A 16,234-nucleotide genomic window follows, 5' to 3' on the forward strand; every position below is an offset into this window, starting at 1 on the left:
CTGAACGATAGAGCCTGTCGGCCTTGTTGCTCCCTGTGGTGCTGCAGAAATTGGGCGCCAGCATGGGAAGAGTGGCATTTCCCTCAAAATTGATCGGATCGCTGGGTAGGGCCTAGTGCAGAAAGATATGTTGCACAACCGTGACGGGCACCGTCAGGCATGTTTTCCAGAAGCAATGGAAACTGCGGGAGGCCGGGGCCGAGCCATCTTGCGTGGCGGACCGATCGTTCAAGGCTCCGATTGTGGCCGCTCCCGATTGGCCATAGAATGCCATGCGTTGAGGGCCGGAGGAAGGAATTGCCATGGAGGAAGATGCTGCGGAATTTGCTCATCGTTTGCGACATCGCGCAGTGACCTATGGGGTCCTGACCTGTGTCCTCATGGTGGCAACGTCGCTCATCGCCGACAAGGGCGGCGCTGTGCTTGCCGGCCTGTGGCCCCTGATGATGGTGGGCGGGCTCATCACCCTGCTGCTTACCGGCTACCTCCTGTTTGATGCCGCTCTGTTTCGTTTCATCGCCTCGCATGAGGATGAACTGGACGGGTGCAAGGCCCTGGACGACATGCTGGCGCGGATGCGGCTGCGGTCCCGTCCGAAAAAGACGCGGCCGTTGCAGGCCAGAATATCAGGAACCAAGAGCGTTCTGGTGAAATTGCATATCGCTTTTGCCGCGTTTGTCACCCTGTTCGTGGCACTCGTTGTCTACGGATTCTGGGGGCACTGAAGGGACTCGACTCCCGGCGGGTCTTTCCTGCATCATGCAGGCCTTCGCCAGAGCTTATGCGTGTGGGACACGGGGAATGCGTATGGGGCCAACTGTCAAGGTGTTGTTCAAGCAGCCTGTTTTGCCTAGCGGCCCGGCAGATGTCATCGAGCCTGATCCGGACCGCTTTGCTGTGCTGAAGCCGGAAGAAATCCCGACGGCCTTCCTTTGCGCAGAGGAGTGCAATCATACGACGGATGATCGCGATCCCTTCCAGCGCTGGGAAGAATAGGCCTAGCTTTTCAGCCTGTACCCCGTTTTGAACATCCAGCGCACAATCAGAATGCAGACGATGAGGAACACCAACGTCATGGCAAGACTGGTTCCGATGTGTACATCGGACAAGCCGTAAAAACTCCAGCGAAAGCCGCTGATGAGATAAACGACCGGATTGAACAAGGTGACCGTACGCCAGAACGGCGGAAGCATGTCGATGGAGTAGAAGCTGCCGCCCAGGAACGTCAGCGGCGTGACGATCATCAGCGGTACGAGCTGCAGCTTTTCAAAACCGTCGGCCCATATGCCAATGATGAAGCCGAATAGGCTGAAGGTCACCGCAGTGAGCACGAGAAACAGCACCATGACAAAGGGATGCTCGATCCGCAACGGCACGAACAAGGCGGCCGTTGCCAGAATGATCACGCCGAGAATGATCGATTTCGACGCCGCCGCGCCGACATAGGCGATGACAATCTCGAAATAGGACACGGGTGCCGACAGCAACTCGTAGATCGTCCCGGTGAATTTGGGAAAGTAGATACCGAAGGACGCGTTCGAAATGCTCTGCGTCAGCAGCGACAGCATGACCAGTCCCGGTACGATGAACGCACCGTAGCTGACCCCATTGATCTCGGGAATGCGCCCGCCAATGGCCGAACCGAAGACGACAAAGTACAGGCTGGTGGAAATGACAGGCGAGATGATGCTCTGCATGATCGTGCGCCATGTACGATGCATTTCAAAGAGATAGATCGCACGGATCGCGTAAAGGTTCATTTGCGTTCCCTCACCAGATTGACGAAGATTTCCTCGAGAGAGCTTTGCTTCGTCTGAATGTCGTTGAACCCTATGCCTGCCTTGTCCAGATCCTTGAGCAGGGAGGCAATGCCTGTTTTGTCCTCATGCGCATCGTAGCTGTAGATCAGCTCGCTGCCGCTGGCGGCCAGTTCGAGCCCGTACTTGGCCAAGGTGTCGGGTACGGCCGAATGCTCTTCCTGCAAATGCAGGCGCAGCTGCTTCTTGCCCAGCGAGCGCATCAGTTCGTGCTTTTCTTCGACCAGGATGATCTCGCCTTTGCTGATGACGCCGATGCGGTCCGCCATCTGTTCGGCTTCCTCGATGTAATGGGTCGTCAGGATGATGGTCACGCCGGACTCGCGCAAAGCGCGCACAACATTCCACATGTCGCGGCGCAGCTCGACATCGACGCCGGCGGTCGGTTCATCGAGGAACAAGATCTCCGGTTCGTGCGACAGTGCCTTGGCAATCATGACGCGGCGCTTCATGCCGCCGGACAAGGTGATGATCTTGTTGTCTTTCTTGTCCCAGAGCGAGAGGTCTTTCAGGATCTTCTCGACATGGCTGGGTTTGGACGGCTTTCCGAACAGACCGCGGCTGAAACTCACCGTGTTCCACACTGTCTCGAAGGCATCGGTCGTCAATTCCTGCGGCACCAGGCCGATCTTGGTGCGCGCCGCACGGTATTCCTTCTGGATGTCGTGCCCATCGGCAAGGATCGTGCCGGATGTCGGATTGACGATGCCGCAGATGGTGCTGATCAGCGTCGTCTTGCCGGCGCCGTTGGGGCCGAGCAAGGCAAAGATTTCACCGTGATGAATGTCGAGATTGATGTTTTTGAGTGCTTCAAACCCGGAATCATAGGTTTTATGCAGATTGGAAACAGATATGGCTGAGGACATGAGGTCTATCCGGACGGAATTTTCGGTTGCGACGTCTCCGGTAGAATGAAACAGGAGGCATGAACCGTCATTGGAAGAATGGTTTTCCTTATATGGTGATCCAAACTGGTTTTCAAACCACCTCCTGACAAAACGAGTCAGGAGGCCCATCAAACAAAATACCCGCCATGCGAGGTGCATGGCGGGTGTCCGGATGGGCCGTTTTCTACGAGGGCTGTGCGACTACCATTTGGTGTGGGCTGAAAGCGTGATCGTCCGGCCGTCGCCATAACCGCAGACCGCCTCGCCGTCGCAGCCCTTGACATAGGCCTTGTCGAAAAGATTGGTGACATTGAGGGCAACGCCCCAGCTGTCCTTCTCGTAGCGGATAGCGGCATCGAACAAGGTGGCGCCGGGAACCTTCAGCGTGTTGGCCTTGTTGGCGTAGGACACACCCTGATAGCGGACGCCTGCTCCGAGATTGACCCCTTGCAGCGGTCCCTGGTCAACCGTGTAATCCAGCCAGAACGCGGCAGACACTTTCGGGACGATTGTCGGCCAGTTGCCGATCAATGCCGGGTCTTCATCCTTGGTGATCTCCATATCGAGTACGGTTAGCGATGCCAGGGCCTTCCAGTTCTGGTCGATATTGACCTTGCCTTCCAGTTCCAGCCCGGTCGATTTGACCTCGCCCAGCTGCGTGTCGATAAAGGTACCGGGAATGCGCGACAGCGCGTTCTGCTTGGTGATCTGGAACACGGATGCCGTCAGCAAGCCGTCAACGAAATCCGGGGCGTATTTGACACCCGCTTCGAACTGATAGCCCTCTTCCGGCTTCAGCGGTTCGCCAAGGGTGACGCCAATCACCGGATTGAAGAAGGTTGCCGCGCTGATATAGGGCGTCACTCCGTTGGAGAATTCATAGCCGAGCCCGACACGGCCGCTGACGGCGCTCTTGTTGTAGTCATAGGTCGGGCCAAGCGGGAAGAACGGGCCTTCGGCGGAATCCGACGCGATGTTGACGTAATCATAGCGGCCGTTCAGGGTCACCAGCCAGCCATCGCCGAACCGCACCTGATCCTGCGTGTAGACGCCAATCTGGTTCATCTTCAAAACCTGATCGAGATAGACGCTGGTCGGGCCCTGCGGGGCACCATAGACCGGATTGCTGGCGCTGATCGGCGTTGCACCACCCGATGCCTGCACCTGGTCGATCTTGAAATATTTGTAGTCGACGCCAAACAGGAAATTGTGTTCGAGCGCGCCGGTGGTGAATTGCTTCTCGGCCCGGTTGTCCATCAGGAACGTGTCGACCTTCGTATCGTGGTTGAAGCCGATCCGGTACAGAAGATTGTCCGGTGTTGTCGGCTTCAGACCGCCGCCATAGGGGAAGGCCGGATCAACATAGCCGTAGGGATAGGGGCTGGTTTCTCTCTTGTTCTGATGGCCGTAGCGCACATTCTGGCTGAGCTTCCAGCCATTGTCGAATGTGTGTTCCGCTTCGTAGCCAAACAGATATTGGCGGTTCTGGCCGTCATCGATACCCGGTTCGGTGAAATTCGCCTTGCGGCTGATCTTGCCGAATGCCGCGTCCTTGACGGTGCCGTAATAAGGCAGGAACCCGCCGCCCGCATGGGTCTGGTCGAGGGCGGAGAACTGGCCGAACACGGTGACTTTTGTGTCAGCCGATGGCGCATAGGTGATCTGCGGCATCAGCGAGCCGCGAAAATCCTTGGCAAAATCCGTCTGCTGTTCGCCGCCGGCGATCCGACCGGTGAAACGGTAGGTCCAGACGCCGTTTTCATCGAGCTTGTCGCCGACATCGACACCGAGATAGGCATTGCCGTACTGATTGACACCCGTTTCGATCCGGCCGAAGCGATCCTTTTCCGGGCGTTTGCTCACCATATTGACGATGCCGCCGGGATTGGCACCACCATAGAGAACCGAAGCAGGGCCCTTGAGGGCTTCAACCCGCTCAAGCATGAAGGGATCGATCTGGAACCCACCGAAGCCATAGCCGAAGAGCGGCAGGCCATCGAGGAAAACGCCGCTTTGCGTGGCCTGGAAGCCGCGAATGAAAATCCAGTCCGTATCGGGGTCTTCGCCGAAGGGCGCTGCGGTGATGCCTGCGGTATAGCGCAGGGCTTCATCGACTTTCCTGACGCCGCGATCCTGCAGTTCCTGCTGGCCGACCACGGAAACGGACTGCGGAATGGCGGTGATCGGCAGGGCGGATTTCGAACCGGTGGTGGTCTTCTTGGCGACGTAGCCGTTGACGGGCCCGGTCGCCGTGCCGTTGCGGCCATCGATGACGATTTCCTTGAGGACGATGGATTCTTCCGCCATGGCTGCGATTGGCAGAAGTGCTATGCTGAGGATTGTGCCGGCGAGCAGAAGCCCTGCCCGCCGTGTCCGGTTATGTCCTGTCATGTGTCGCCCCAAAAACCCCAAAGAACAATGACACCGCACGCCGCTGCACCCGCGCCAATATCATCGTATGCCTGAATATTATGACTATTTAACTCAACTATAAATGCGGGTCTTGTCCGAAATCGCGGCCGTTGAATGTTTTTGGGCTAAAGTCGCCTGGCGGTAATGCTTATTTCCGGCTGCGTTGCCAGGCGGCCGGCGTGAGGCCGGTGTGCTGGCGGAACACGCGGGTGAAATGCGCCTGATCGGCAAAGCCTGCGAGCTCCGCGATGTGGTTGAGACTATGACCGGTCCGCAGCAGCATTTCTTCGATGCGGTGCACACGCGCGCGCATCTGCCACTGGTGCGGCGGCATGCCGGTCGAAGCCTTGAAGGCATGACTGAAATGCGACTGCGACAATCCGGTCAGATCAGCCAGTTCCTGCAGGCGGACCGCACGCATCCAGTTGTCACCGAGATAGTTGGTGACGCGGCGCAGCTGCCAGGGCGCGAGTTTGCTGCGTTTGCGCTCCGCTTTGGCCTTGATGTCGAACAGCAGCGTGAAGACCGAGATTGCCAGGCTCTCACCATAGAGCGGGTGCAGCGGATCGGGATTGGCACACTCCCCTGCCATGAGATTGGCCAGCGCCAGGATGCGCGGATCGGAAAACATCAGGCGCGGCCGCGTGACCGCGCCAAGATCAACCCCGTCACCAAAGCGTTTGACCAGTGTTTGGAGGTTGAAGTGCAGGTCGATGTGGCGGATGTGCTTGACCTCGCTGAGGCGGGACCAGAGCGGCATTCCCGCCGGGACATAGCACATCGGATTGGCAACGCCATCGCTGCCGAGATCCCTGCTCTGCGGGTCCAGCCGCACGTTGAACGTGCCGGTGTTCAGGCCGTCGAGAACGATGAAGAGCCGGGGATCTCTCGCCTCATACTGACCGCTGGCATCGGGGGCGCAATTCACGCTGAATAGATCGGCGACAACACCGTCCCAGGCGCGCTGCTGCAAGCCCCCGACGACGGAAAAGCCGTTTATCTTGGTATTCATCTGCGGTTGAAACGTCATTCGATTGGCATAAAACCATTGGAAATATCAGGCAACGCCAATGATTTGGAACGCTTCCAGAAGGTTTTGCATCAGCTTATAAAATATGAGTAAAGAAATCATCTTTAACTATTGAAATCATTGAGCCAATTGAAAACGGGTCCGGAACACGCGCGTTCCGGACCCGTTATGACAGAGGGCTGTTATTTCAGCGACTGTCGCCGGATGGCAACAATGCTGCAGCCTGTTTATGCCGGGACTGCCACGGGCTCACCCTTCACCTCGCGCATGCTCGGCAGGAAGATGGTCAACAGGCCGAGGAATGGCAGGTAGGAACAGACCATATAGACAAAGTCGATCCCCTTGTTGTCGGCAACGACCCCGAGAACCGCGGCTGCAATTCCGGCCATGCCGAAGGCGAAGCCGAAGAAGATGCCGGCGATCATGCCGACCCGACCCGGCACAAGCTCCTGTGCGAACACCACGATGGCCGGGAATGCCGAGGACAGGATGAGGCCGATGAACACGGTCAGCACGCCGGTCCAGAACAGGTTTGCGTAAGGCATCAGCAGCGTGAACGGCAGGACGCCCAGGATCGAGAACCAGATGACGGTCTTGACGCCGATCTTGTCGCCGACCAGTCCGCCGCCGATGATGCCGACAGCAGCGCGCCGAGGAACAGAAACAGCATCAGCTGCGACTGTTGTACGGTGATGCCGAATTTGTGGATCACGTAGAAGGTGTAGTAGCTGGAGATGCTGGCGAGATAGATGTTCTTGCTGAACACCAGCAGCGTGAGAATGATCAGCGACATCGTTACCTTGCGGCGCGGCAATTTCAGCGTGCGGCTGACCGGCGGCTTTTTCGCATTGGCGGCGCGATAGCGCTGATACCAGTTGCCGACCTGATAGAGGACGATCATGCCGATCAGTGCCGCCGCCGAGAACCAGGCGATGCTCTGCTGGCCGTGCGGCAGGATGATGAAGGCTGCAAGCAAGGGGCCGAGCGCCGTGCCGAAATTGCCGCCGACCTGGAACAGTGACTGGGCGAGGCCATGACGTCCGCCGGATGCCAGGCGCGCGACGCGCGAAGACTCCGGATGGAAGATGGACGAGCCGATGCCGATGAAAGCGGCGCCGATCAGCAGCATCGAATAGTGCGTGGCGATCGACAAGAGGCCAAGGCCAACCAGCGAGAAGCCCATGCCGACCGGCAGGGAATAGGGCATCGGGCGCTTGTCGGTATAGGTGCCGACGACAGGCTGCAGCAGGGACGCAGTGACCTGAAAGGTGAGCGTCAGCAGGCCAATCTGCTTGAAGTCGAGTCCATAGTTGGTCTTGAGCATCGGATAGATGGCTGAGAGCATGGACTGCATCATGTCGTTGAGCAGATGGCAGAAGCTCACGGCAAAGATGATGCCGAAGGCAGTTATTTCAGCGGAAGAGCGCTGTGCGGGTAAGGATGTATCGGTCATATCGGGCGTTCCATCGGAAAATGAGGGTGTTGATTGCGTGCTTCGCGTCACCCTTCCCTTCCCTGATATACCTGTTGCATAAAACCTGCCTTCGTGGTTTGGTCTATTTCTTTCGCAAGTGGGCCAAGCCGATGCTCTATCTGAAGTTTCCCGAGATGAGTTTCCATGCCAGGGATCTGGGGCGTGTGCATCTGCAGCGGCTGGAATGGCTTGAGCAATCGAAGGGCGATGTGGTTGCCGGATTGGCGCACTATCCCACGGGGTGCCATGTTCCGGAGCATCAGCACAGCCTGTCGCAACTTCTGCACGCGATGACCGGGGTTGTCATGGTCTCCACCAAGTTCGGCCGCTGGATGGTGCCGCCGCATCATGCGCTATGGCTGCCGGCGGGCGTGCGGCATGCGGTGGATATGCACGGCGATGTCGCCATGCATTCAATCTATGTCCGTCCCGATGCCGTTGAAGGATTGAAGAACCATCTGCATGTGGTTGCTCTGACCCCGCTCATGGATACGCTGATCCGGGAGGTTGTCGCTTCCCCGTCCGACGAGCAGGCGAGCCCGCGCACGACGTTCATGATGGGATTGCTGCTGCATGAGATTCCCAAGCTGGAAGAGCGCCCGCTCGGCCTGCCCTTCCCCGATGATACCAGGCTGGCGGCGCTCTGCCGGGGCTTTCTGCAAGACCCTTCGCCCCGCACCAATATCGACAACTGGGCCGATCGCCTCGGCATGAGCCGCCGCACGTTTACGCGGTTCTTCCGGCGCGAGACGGGCTTGAGCCTGTCGACATGGCGCCAGCAGGCATGCCTGCTATCCGCCTTGCCGCGTCTGTCGGGAGGTGAAGCGGTAACCAGCGTTGCGCTCGATCTCGGTTACAACAGCGTTCCCGCCTTTACCACCATGTTCAAACGCATGCTGGGCGCCCCTCCCCGCAATTACCTTCACTCCGCCGCCTGATTGTCTCCATCGGTATTTGCCGAGCGCCATCTTTCCGATGGCGCTCAACGAGACATGGGCTATCCCGGAGCGCCCGGTGCTGACCAGATTTGGCCAACGCGATTTGCCGATCCGGCACACTGATAAGGAGTTACCGGGTTGTTCTCGACAAATGGGCCACCATACATGTCCAAACACTGTTTCGTCACATTTGGGCTAAGCACCGCGTCAGATGGCTCCAATGCCTCATTGGCAAGGGAACCGTTCATGTAGTACGAAAAGTCCTGAACATCAGTATGATAATATATACTGTCGTTTTCGCTGATCTTGCACTTGGCAAGGCCGAACGTGTTACCTGCAGCCATGGATAAACACAGATCCATGGCTGCCGCCAGTTTGATGCGGTGCGTGGCGGTATCGCGCGACCAGATTTGCAGGTCGGATCCATTGCATGCGCTGATGGAAAATTTGGCAGTTGCCGTGTCCTTGGACGACACTGTGAGACAAAACCCCGCTTTGCCGCTGCCCGCCACGGAATAGATCTGACCGGTAGGTATGACTTTGACCGCTTTGCCATCGCATTTCGCTGCGAGCCGGAACATGGCATTCCCATGAGCTGGAATAGGTCTGGTCCACAGCTCGTTGTGGGATAGGAGGTCTTCCGGTTTACCATCCCAGAGATCTTTTGCGGAAACGGTGCAGCCTTGCCCGGAAAGGTTGAGGCCAATGGACCACATATCTATTTTCTGTGGCTGAAGCTCCGTATTGCTTTTGTTGAGAACGACAACGGCAAGACGGTCATTGCTGAGCGGCTTAACGACAACGTCCATGTCCTTGTTTTTGTCTTTGTCTGATGCGGGGTCCGTTTGATATGCGATATATCCGCCGATACCGAGCTCATCCTGATCGACGGCGATAATATCCTTGTTTGTCAGAATCTTGAGGGAATCCCTGAGATGCGCGAGGGTTACGCCTGCGTCATCCCTTCCTTTCTGTTGATAGTATTCGGTCAAGCGCCGTACATCGGTACTGAGAAGAAGCGGAGCCCCCATAACGGACCAGAGTGCGAACTGGCTCTTTTCTTCATCGGTGTTCAGGCCGTTGTCGCCGATGAGCAACTGATCAGGGTCATTCCAACTGCCAGGCGCGACGTAACGGGAAAGTGCCACTGTCAAATAGAAACTCGGATAGACACCCTTGTCATTATCTCCTCCTGCACCGGATGACCAGGGATTGCTGAGCGTCTTGGAGACTGCGTCATATGTGTAGTTCTTGATGTCACCCCCGACGCGCCACATCTGGCCGAGCGGGCGAACCCAATCCATTGTTGTATATTTTTCGCTGACGCTATTGCCATATGCAGCTGGCGCCGATTCCAGGAAGAGTATCTTTCGTTCGCTGTCCTTTGTCGCCGTTGCCAAAGCTGCTGCCATAGTCTCGAAGAGTTCTTTTTTTGACGACGTAACTACGACAGTCGGTCGTTCCTTTTCGGGCCAGTATTTGTAAATTTCTGGTTTGTCCGTAGACTTATAATCACAATTATCGTACTTAAGAAGGTCAATGCCCCACTTGGCAAAGGCGGTTGCATCTTGCTTTTCGTGGGTTGCCGAAGCAGGAAAGATTTGACAGGTCTTCAATCCGGAACTGCTATAGAGTCCGGCTTTAAAGCCCATGGAATGTAAATATTGAACATATTGGCTGAGATCAGCATCAAAACCTTTATGTAAGCCGTCAGGCCAATTGCCATAAGTCCAGCCCGACGCGCCTTGTAGAGCTCCATTCTTGTCCCGTGCCCGGTTCATCCAACAATCGTCAACATTGACATATTGATAACCTACGGCCAGCAGCCCGGAATCCTTTATGGCGCGCGCTTGATCCAGCATGAAGTGCTGGAACGAATATTGATCTCTGCTGCCGTTGTCATTCAACGGCGCTTGGACGCCATTGATTGTTTCCAGTTTCGGCCAATTCTTGAATGGGTCTTGGGCGTTGCATTTGAAACGCGACCACGTTGTGAACCCCATGGGCGGTCTGGCTCCGAGTTTCTCCACAACAGGGTTGTTTGGTGTGGTCTTCTCGGGCGCGATCGTTGTATCGGCCTGTACCAGTCGGGGCTCAGGCGCAGGGGGTTGTATTACAGCATTAGGCTCGGAGCTGAGATCTTTCGTCGCTACAGACTGTATTGACGCTGGCACCGATTGGGCCGCATCCGATACAAACGTGCTGTCCGATGTCACTTGTTGTGCAGGCTTTGAATCATTGTTGCATCCGGACAAAACTGAACAAAGCAAAAGTGCCGGTGCATACGGTAAAATGTTTTTCATTATATTTCCGTTCTTCAATTGGATCAGATGTAAAAAGGTTGCGTAAAAAATCGTCTGGCGAGTGAGATTGGAACCATGAAAATCGATACCAATAGTCGAGAAATGTAGCTAATTTTCAGCTATAAAAGAAAGTTAGCTTAGAAATGTAATTTTGCAACATATACCAATGTCGTAGAACGGCCGTTCACATATTGCAGTGAACGACCGCGCACGATCTTGACGGTCGCAACCGTCAGGGCATTGCAGGATTACTCCGCCGCCTGAACCCGCGGGGCCGGAACATAGTTGAGGATCGGGCCGAGCCAGCGCTCCACCTCTTCGACGGGCATTGCTTTGCGCTCCGAATAATCCTCGACCTGGTCGCGCTCCACCTTGGCGACGCCGAAATAGTAGGATTCCGGGTGGGCGAGATAGACGCCCGAAACCGACGAGCCCGGCCACATGGCGTAGCTCTCCGTGAGGCGCACGTTGATCTGCCTTTCTGCGTCGAGCAGGCTGAACAGAGTATCCTTTTCCGTGTGATCGGGCTGCGCGGGATAGCCGGGTGCCGGGCGGATGCCGCGATAGGGTTCGCCAATCAGTTCATCGGGCTTCAAAGTTTCATCCGGCGCGTAGCCCCAGAATTCCTTGCGCACCCGTTCATGCATCAACTCGGCAAAGGCTTCGGCAAACCGGTCGGCAAGGGCCTTCACCAGAATGGACGAATAGTCGTCATTCGCCCGCTCGAACCGTTCGGCAATGGCGATTTCTTCTATACCTGCCGTCACGACGAAACCGCCGATGTAATCCCCTTTGCCGCTGGCAACCGGTGCGACGAAATCCGACAGGGCGACATTCGGCCGGCCGTCGCGCTTCGACAGCTGCTGGCGCAATGTATAGAGTGTGGCCAACTCTTTCTGGCGCCCTTCGTCGGTGAACAGGCGGATATCATCGCCGACGGTACCCGCCGGCCAGAAGCCGATGACGGCTTTCGGATTGAACCACTTTTCATCAATGATCTTGGCCAGCATGGCCTGCGCGTCGGCAAACAACTGCCGCGCCGCTGCACCCTGATTTTCATCGTCGAGAATGGCGGGATAGCGGCCCTTCAGCTCCCATGTCTGGAAGAATGGCGTCCAGTCGATGTAGCGCGACAGTTCGGCGAGATCGTAATTTTCGAATACCCGCGTTCCCAGGAAGGACGGCTTAGGCGGTTCATAGCCCGACCAGTCGATCCTGTGGGCATTGGCGCGGGCCTTTTCCAGGGACAGCCGCTGCTTGTCTGCCTCATTGCGGGCATGGGTCTCGGCAACCCTAGTGTATTCGCTGCGGATGTTATCGACAAAGCCGCCCTTGGTATCCGGCGAGAGAAGTTGGGAGACGACGCCGACCGCACGGCTCGCATCGGTGACATAAACCGTCTGGCCTTTGTGATAGCGCGGATTGATCTTCACCGCCGTGTGCACGCGGCTGGTTGTTGCCCCTCCGATCAGAAGTGGAATATTGAACCCTTCGCGCTCCATCTCGGATGCCACATGCACCATTTCATCGAGCGACGGCGTGATCAGGCCGGAGAGGCCGATAATATCGACATTCAGTTCCTTCGCCGTCTGCAGGATCTTGGTCGCAGGCACCATGACGCCGAGATCGATGATCTCGTAATTGTTGCAGGCGAGAACGACACCGACAATGTTCTTGCCGATATCATGCACATCACCCTTGACCGTCGCCATCAGCACCTTGCCGGCGCTTTCGCGTTCGCCCGTACCGCCATTGGCGAGCTTTTCCGCTTCCATATGGGGCAGAAGCAGCGCGACGGCCTGCTTCATCACGCGGGCGGATTTGACCACCTGCGGCAGGAACATCTTTCCCGCACCGAAGAGATCGCCGACGACATTCATGCCCGCCATCAGCGGACCTTCGATCACATGCAGCGGCCGTTCGGCTGCAAGCCGCGCCTCTTCCGTGTCGACATCGATGAACTCGGTAATGCCGTTGACGAGCGCATGGGAAATGCGGTCCGCCACGCTCCATTCGCGCCAGGCGAGATCGCGCTCGCGCGCTTCCTTGCCGGCCGATCCCTTGTAGCGCTCGGCGAGGTCCAGCAACCGTTCCGTCGCATCGTCGCGGCGGTTGAGCACGACATCCTCGCAGGCCTCGCGCAGTTCCGGATCGATGGATTCATAGACCGCCAGCTGTCCGGCGTTGACGATGCCCATATCCATGCCGACCTGGATCGCATGGTAGAGGAACACCGCATGCATGGCTTCGCGCACGGGCTCATTGCCGCGGAATGAAAAGGACAGGTTCGAGATGCCGCCGGAGATATGCACATGCGGCAGCGTTTCCGTGATCTGGCGTGTGGCCTCGATAAAGGCGACACCATAGCCGTTGTGTTCCTCGATGCCGGTGGCTACCGCAAACACGTTCGGGTCGAAGATGATGTCTTCGGGCGGGAACCCGGCTTCCCTGGTCAGGAGTTCGTAGGCGCGGGTGCAAATCTCGACCTTGCGCTCCAGGGTATCGGCCTGGCCCTCCGTGTCGAAGGCCATGACCACGACGGCCGCGCCATAGGCGCGCACGCGTTTGGCATGGTGAAGGAAAGCCTCCTCCCCCTCCTTCATGGAGATGGAGTTGACGAGCGGCTTGCCCTGCACGCATTTCAGTCCGGCCTCGATGACATCCCACTTGGAACTGTCGATCATGACGGGCACGCGGGCGATATCGGGCTCGGCGGCAATCAGGTTCAAGAACTCGACCATCGCCTTCTCGCTGTCGATCAGGCCTTCATCCATATTGATGTCGATGATCTGCGCGCCGTTGGCAACCTGATCGCGCGCCACATCCAGCGCGGTGGCGAAGTCGCCGGCGGTGATCAGCTTGCGGAACTTGGCCGAGCCGGTGATGTTCGTGCGCTCGCCCACATTCACAAACGGAATGTCCTTGGTCAGCGTGAACGGCTCAAGGCCGGACAGGCGCATATGCGTGGAAATTTCCGGGATCTGGCGCGGCGGATATTTGCTGACCGCCTCGGCAATCGCCCGAATGTGATCGGGTGTCGAACCGCAGCAGCCGCCGACGATGTTCAGCAGGCCTTCACTGGCAAAGCCTTCCAGCTGCTCGGCCATTGCCTCCGGGCTTTCGTCATACTGGCCGAATTCGTTGGGCAGGCCGGCATTGGGATAGGCGCAGACAAATGTATCGGCAACGCTGGAAATTTCAGCAAGGTGGGCGCGCATTGCATTGGCGCCAAGCGCGCAGTTCAGGCCGATGGTGAAGGGTTCCGCGTGACGCACGGAATGCCAGAAGGCCGTCGGTGTCTGACCGGACAAGGTTCGGCCTGAGAGATCGGTGATCGTGCCCGAAATCATGATGGGCAGGGTAATGCCCTTTTCCTCGAAGACTTCCTGCGTGGCGAATACGGCTGCCTTGGCGTTCAGCGTGTCGAAGATCGTTTCGATGAGGATGATATCGGCGCCGCCATCCATCAAACCGCGCACCTGATCCGCATAGGCAATGCGCAGATCGTCAAAGGTGACAGCGCGATAGCCGGGATTGTTCACGTCAGGCGAAATGGATGCGGTGCGGTTTGTCGGTCCGAGCGCTCCGGCCACGAAGCGGCGTTTGCCGTCCTTCTGTTCGGCCTTGATCGCTGCCCGGCGGGCAAGGCGGGCGCCGTCGCGGTTCAGCTCATAGACAACCTCTTCCATGCTGTAATCAGCCTGGGCGATGGTCGTGGAGGAGAACGTGTTGGTTTCGAGAATGTCCGCACCGGCCATGGCATAGGCGTAGTGGATGTCCTCGATGGCCTGGGGCTGCGTGAGAATCAGAAGGTCGTTATTGCCCTGCAGGTGACAGGAGCAGTCGGCGAAGCGTTCGCCGCGGAAATCGTCCTCGTTCAGGCTGAGGCCCTGAATCTGCGTGCCCATGGCCCCGTCGAGAATCAGGATGCGTTCGCGCGCCGCCTTGGTCAGCGCTTCAAACACCTCCGAGCCATCCCGTGGAGCACCCATGGGACCGAACAGATTATCGACTGCAATATTCATGACTCAAACGCCTCTTGGCCATCTTGGGACGAGAGGCGTAAACTCACATAAAGATATCTTTATGTCAACAAATCAATTCCATTGGCGGCAGATTCTGTCGCAGCTGCGGCGTCCTGTCCCGCCGCAGCCGCGATGCCCGCATCAAGCGCGGCCACGCGACGAAAATGTCCTCCGGAGCCGGCATTATGCGCATCAATCCCATGCCAGTGCTCCGCCATTCTGGTATTCGATAACCCGGGTTTCGAAAAAATTCTTTTCCTTCTTCAAATCCATCGCTTCCGACATCCACGGGAACGGATTGTCCGTATCGGGAAAGACCTGTGCGAGACCAAGCTGGGCGCAGCGGCGGTTGGCGATGAAGTGCATATAGCTTTCGCAAAGCGCAGCATTCAGCCCGAGGAACCCGCGCGGCATGGTATCGCGGCCATAGGATGCCTCGAGTTCCGCGGCATCCCTGATCATCCCGCGCAGTTCTTCGGTAAAGGCTTTTGTCCACAGATGCGGATTTTCGTGACGGATCTGGTTGATCACGTCGATGCCGAAATTCATGTGGATGCTCTCGTCGCGCAGGATGTACTGATACTGTTCGGCAATGCCGACCATCTTGTTGCGCCTGCCAAGCGACAGGATCTGGGCAAAGCCTGTATAGAACCACATGCCCTCGAAAATGACGTAGAAAGCCACGAGATCGCGCAGGAACTGCTGATCCATCTCCGGTGTGCCGGTCTTGAAATCCGGGTTGTCGAGATTTTGCGTGTGCTTGAGCGCCCAGGCCGCCTTGTCGGTGATCGATGGCACTTCGCGATACATGTTGAAGAGTTCGCCCTCGTCCAGCCCGAGACTTTCCACGATATACTGGAATGTATGGGTGTGAACCGCCTCCTCGAAAGCCTGACGCAAGAGATACTGGCGGCATTCCGGATTGGTCAGGTGCCGGTAGATGGCAAGGACAATATTGTTGGCAACAAGTGACTCGGAGGCCGCGAAGAAACCGAGATTGCGCTTGATCATACGGCGCTCGTCGTCGGTCAGCCCGTCCCTGGATTTCCACAGGGCGATATCCGCCTGCATCGATACCTCCGTCGGCATCCAGTGATTGTTGCAGCCATTGAGATATTTCTCCCAGGCCCAGTGATACTTGAGTGGCAGGAGCTGGTTGACGTCGGCACGTGAGTTGATCATCGCCTTGTCATCGACGCGCACGCGACCACCGCCGCGTACGATATCGCCAAGACCCGTGGCATCGGCGACGGGTGCCTGATCCGGTGCAAGGGCGGGGTGGATGGCGCGGGCCGCATTGGCGGCAGCTTCGGTGTTGGTCCAGTCAAGCATGGTCTTTTCCTTCAAT

Annotated in this window: 10 protein-coding genes and 1 pseudogene; 3 read left to right on the forward strand and 8 right to left on the reverse strand. The window is 57.4% G+C overall.

Annotation, left to right across the window (positions count from 1 at the left end; all coding sequences use genetic code 11):
- Nucleotides 1–302: 302 nt before the first annotated feature.
- On the forward strand, nt 303–725 hold the full coding sequence (locus ACIQWS_RS16865) for a hypothetical protein (protein ID WP_403181723.1): 423 nt from the start codon (nt 303–305) through the stop codon (nt 723–725).
- Nucleotides 726–807: 82 nt separating this feature from the next.
- Nucleotides 808–996: a hypothetical protein gene (locus ACIQWS_RS16870; RefSeq protein ID WP_403181726.1), complete on the forward strand. Its 189-nt coding sequence runs from the start codon at nt 808–810 to the stop codon at nt 994–996.
- A 2-nt stretch (nt 997–998) separates the two neighbouring features.
- On the opposite strand, the gene ACIQWS_RS16875 is transcribed toward ACIQWS_RS16870, so the two are convergent.
- The 5 genes and pseudogenes from ACIQWS_RS16875 to ACIQWS_RS16895 form a co-directional block, all read right to left on the reverse strand.
- A complete protein-coding gene (locus tag ACIQWS_RS16875; protein ID WP_288192161.1) occupies nt 999–1,760 on the reverse strand; it encodes an ABC transporter permease in 762 nt (253 codons plus the stop codon).
- The gene (locus tag ACIQWS_RS16880; protein WP_346306191.1) at nt 1,757–2,683 is read right to left on the reverse strand and encodes an ABC transporter ATP-binding protein; all 927 of its coding nucleotides are present in this window, start codon (nt 2,681–2,683) and stop codon (nt 1,757–1,759) included. The genes ACIQWS_RS16875 and ACIQWS_RS16880 overlap by 4 nt, the downstream gene beginning before the upstream one ends.
- A gap of 222 nt (nt 2,684–2,905) precedes the next feature.
- Nucleotides 2,906–5,095 carry a TonB-dependent siderophore receptor gene (locus ACIQWS_RS16885; RefSeq protein ID WP_403181733.1) on the reverse strand — a complete coding sequence of 730 codons (2,190 nt, stop codon included), beginning with the start codon at nt 5,093–5,095 and terminating at the stop codon, nt 2,906–2,908.
- 169 nt (nt 5,096–5,264) lie between these two features.
- Complete coding sequence (locus ACIQWS_RS16890) at nt 5,265–6,146, reverse strand: helix-turn-helix domain-containing protein (RefSeq protein WP_403181736.1); 882 nt, start codon at nt 6,144–6,146, stop codon at nt 5,265–5,267.
- Between the two features lie 227 nt (nt 6,147–6,373).
- Nucleotides 6,374–7,599: pseudogene (locus tag ACIQWS_RS16895) on the reverse strand (MFS transporter).
- A gap of 131 nt (nt 7,600–7,730) precedes the next feature.
- Between ACIQWS_RS16895 and ACIQWS_RS16900 the strand changes: the two are divergent.
- Nucleotides 7,731–8,558: a helix-turn-helix domain-containing protein gene (locus ACIQWS_RS16900; RefSeq protein WP_223614644.1), complete on the forward strand. Its 828-nt coding sequence runs from the start codon at nt 7,731–7,733 to the stop codon at nt 8,556–8,558.
- A gap of 59 nt (nt 8,559–8,617) precedes the next feature.
- Here ACIQWS_RS16900 and ACIQWS_RS16905 read toward each other — a convergent pair whose 3' ends face one another.
- The 3 genes from ACIQWS_RS16905 to ACIQWS_RS16915 form a co-directional block, all read right to left on the reverse strand.
- Entirely contained in the window at nt 8,618–10,861 is a 2,244-nt protein-coding gene (locus ACIQWS_RS16905) for a hypothetical protein (RefSeq protein WP_403181744.1), read from the reverse strand.
- A gap of 248 nt (nt 10,862–11,109) precedes the next feature.
- Nucleotides 11,110–14,886 (reverse strand): methionine synthase, encoded by a 3,777-nt coding sequence (gene metH / locus ACIQWS_RS16910; protein ID WP_403181749.1) that lies wholly within the window; start codon nt 14,884–14,886, stop codon nt 11,110–11,112.
- A 192-nt stretch (nt 14,887–15,078) separates the two neighbouring features.
- A complete protein-coding gene (locus ACIQWS_RS16915) occupies nt 15,079–16,218 on the reverse strand; it encodes a ribonucleotide-diphosphate reductase subunit beta (RefSeq protein WP_403181754.1) in 1,140 nt (379 codons plus the stop codon).
- Nucleotides 16,219–16,234: the final 16 nt, after the last annotated feature.

Source organism: Phyllobacterium sp. NPDC097923 (assembly GCF_044760925.1).
GTDB classification, from domain to species: Bacteria; Pseudomonadota; Alphaproteobacteria; order Rhizobiales; family Rhizobiaceae; genus Phyllobacterium; species Phyllobacterium calauticae.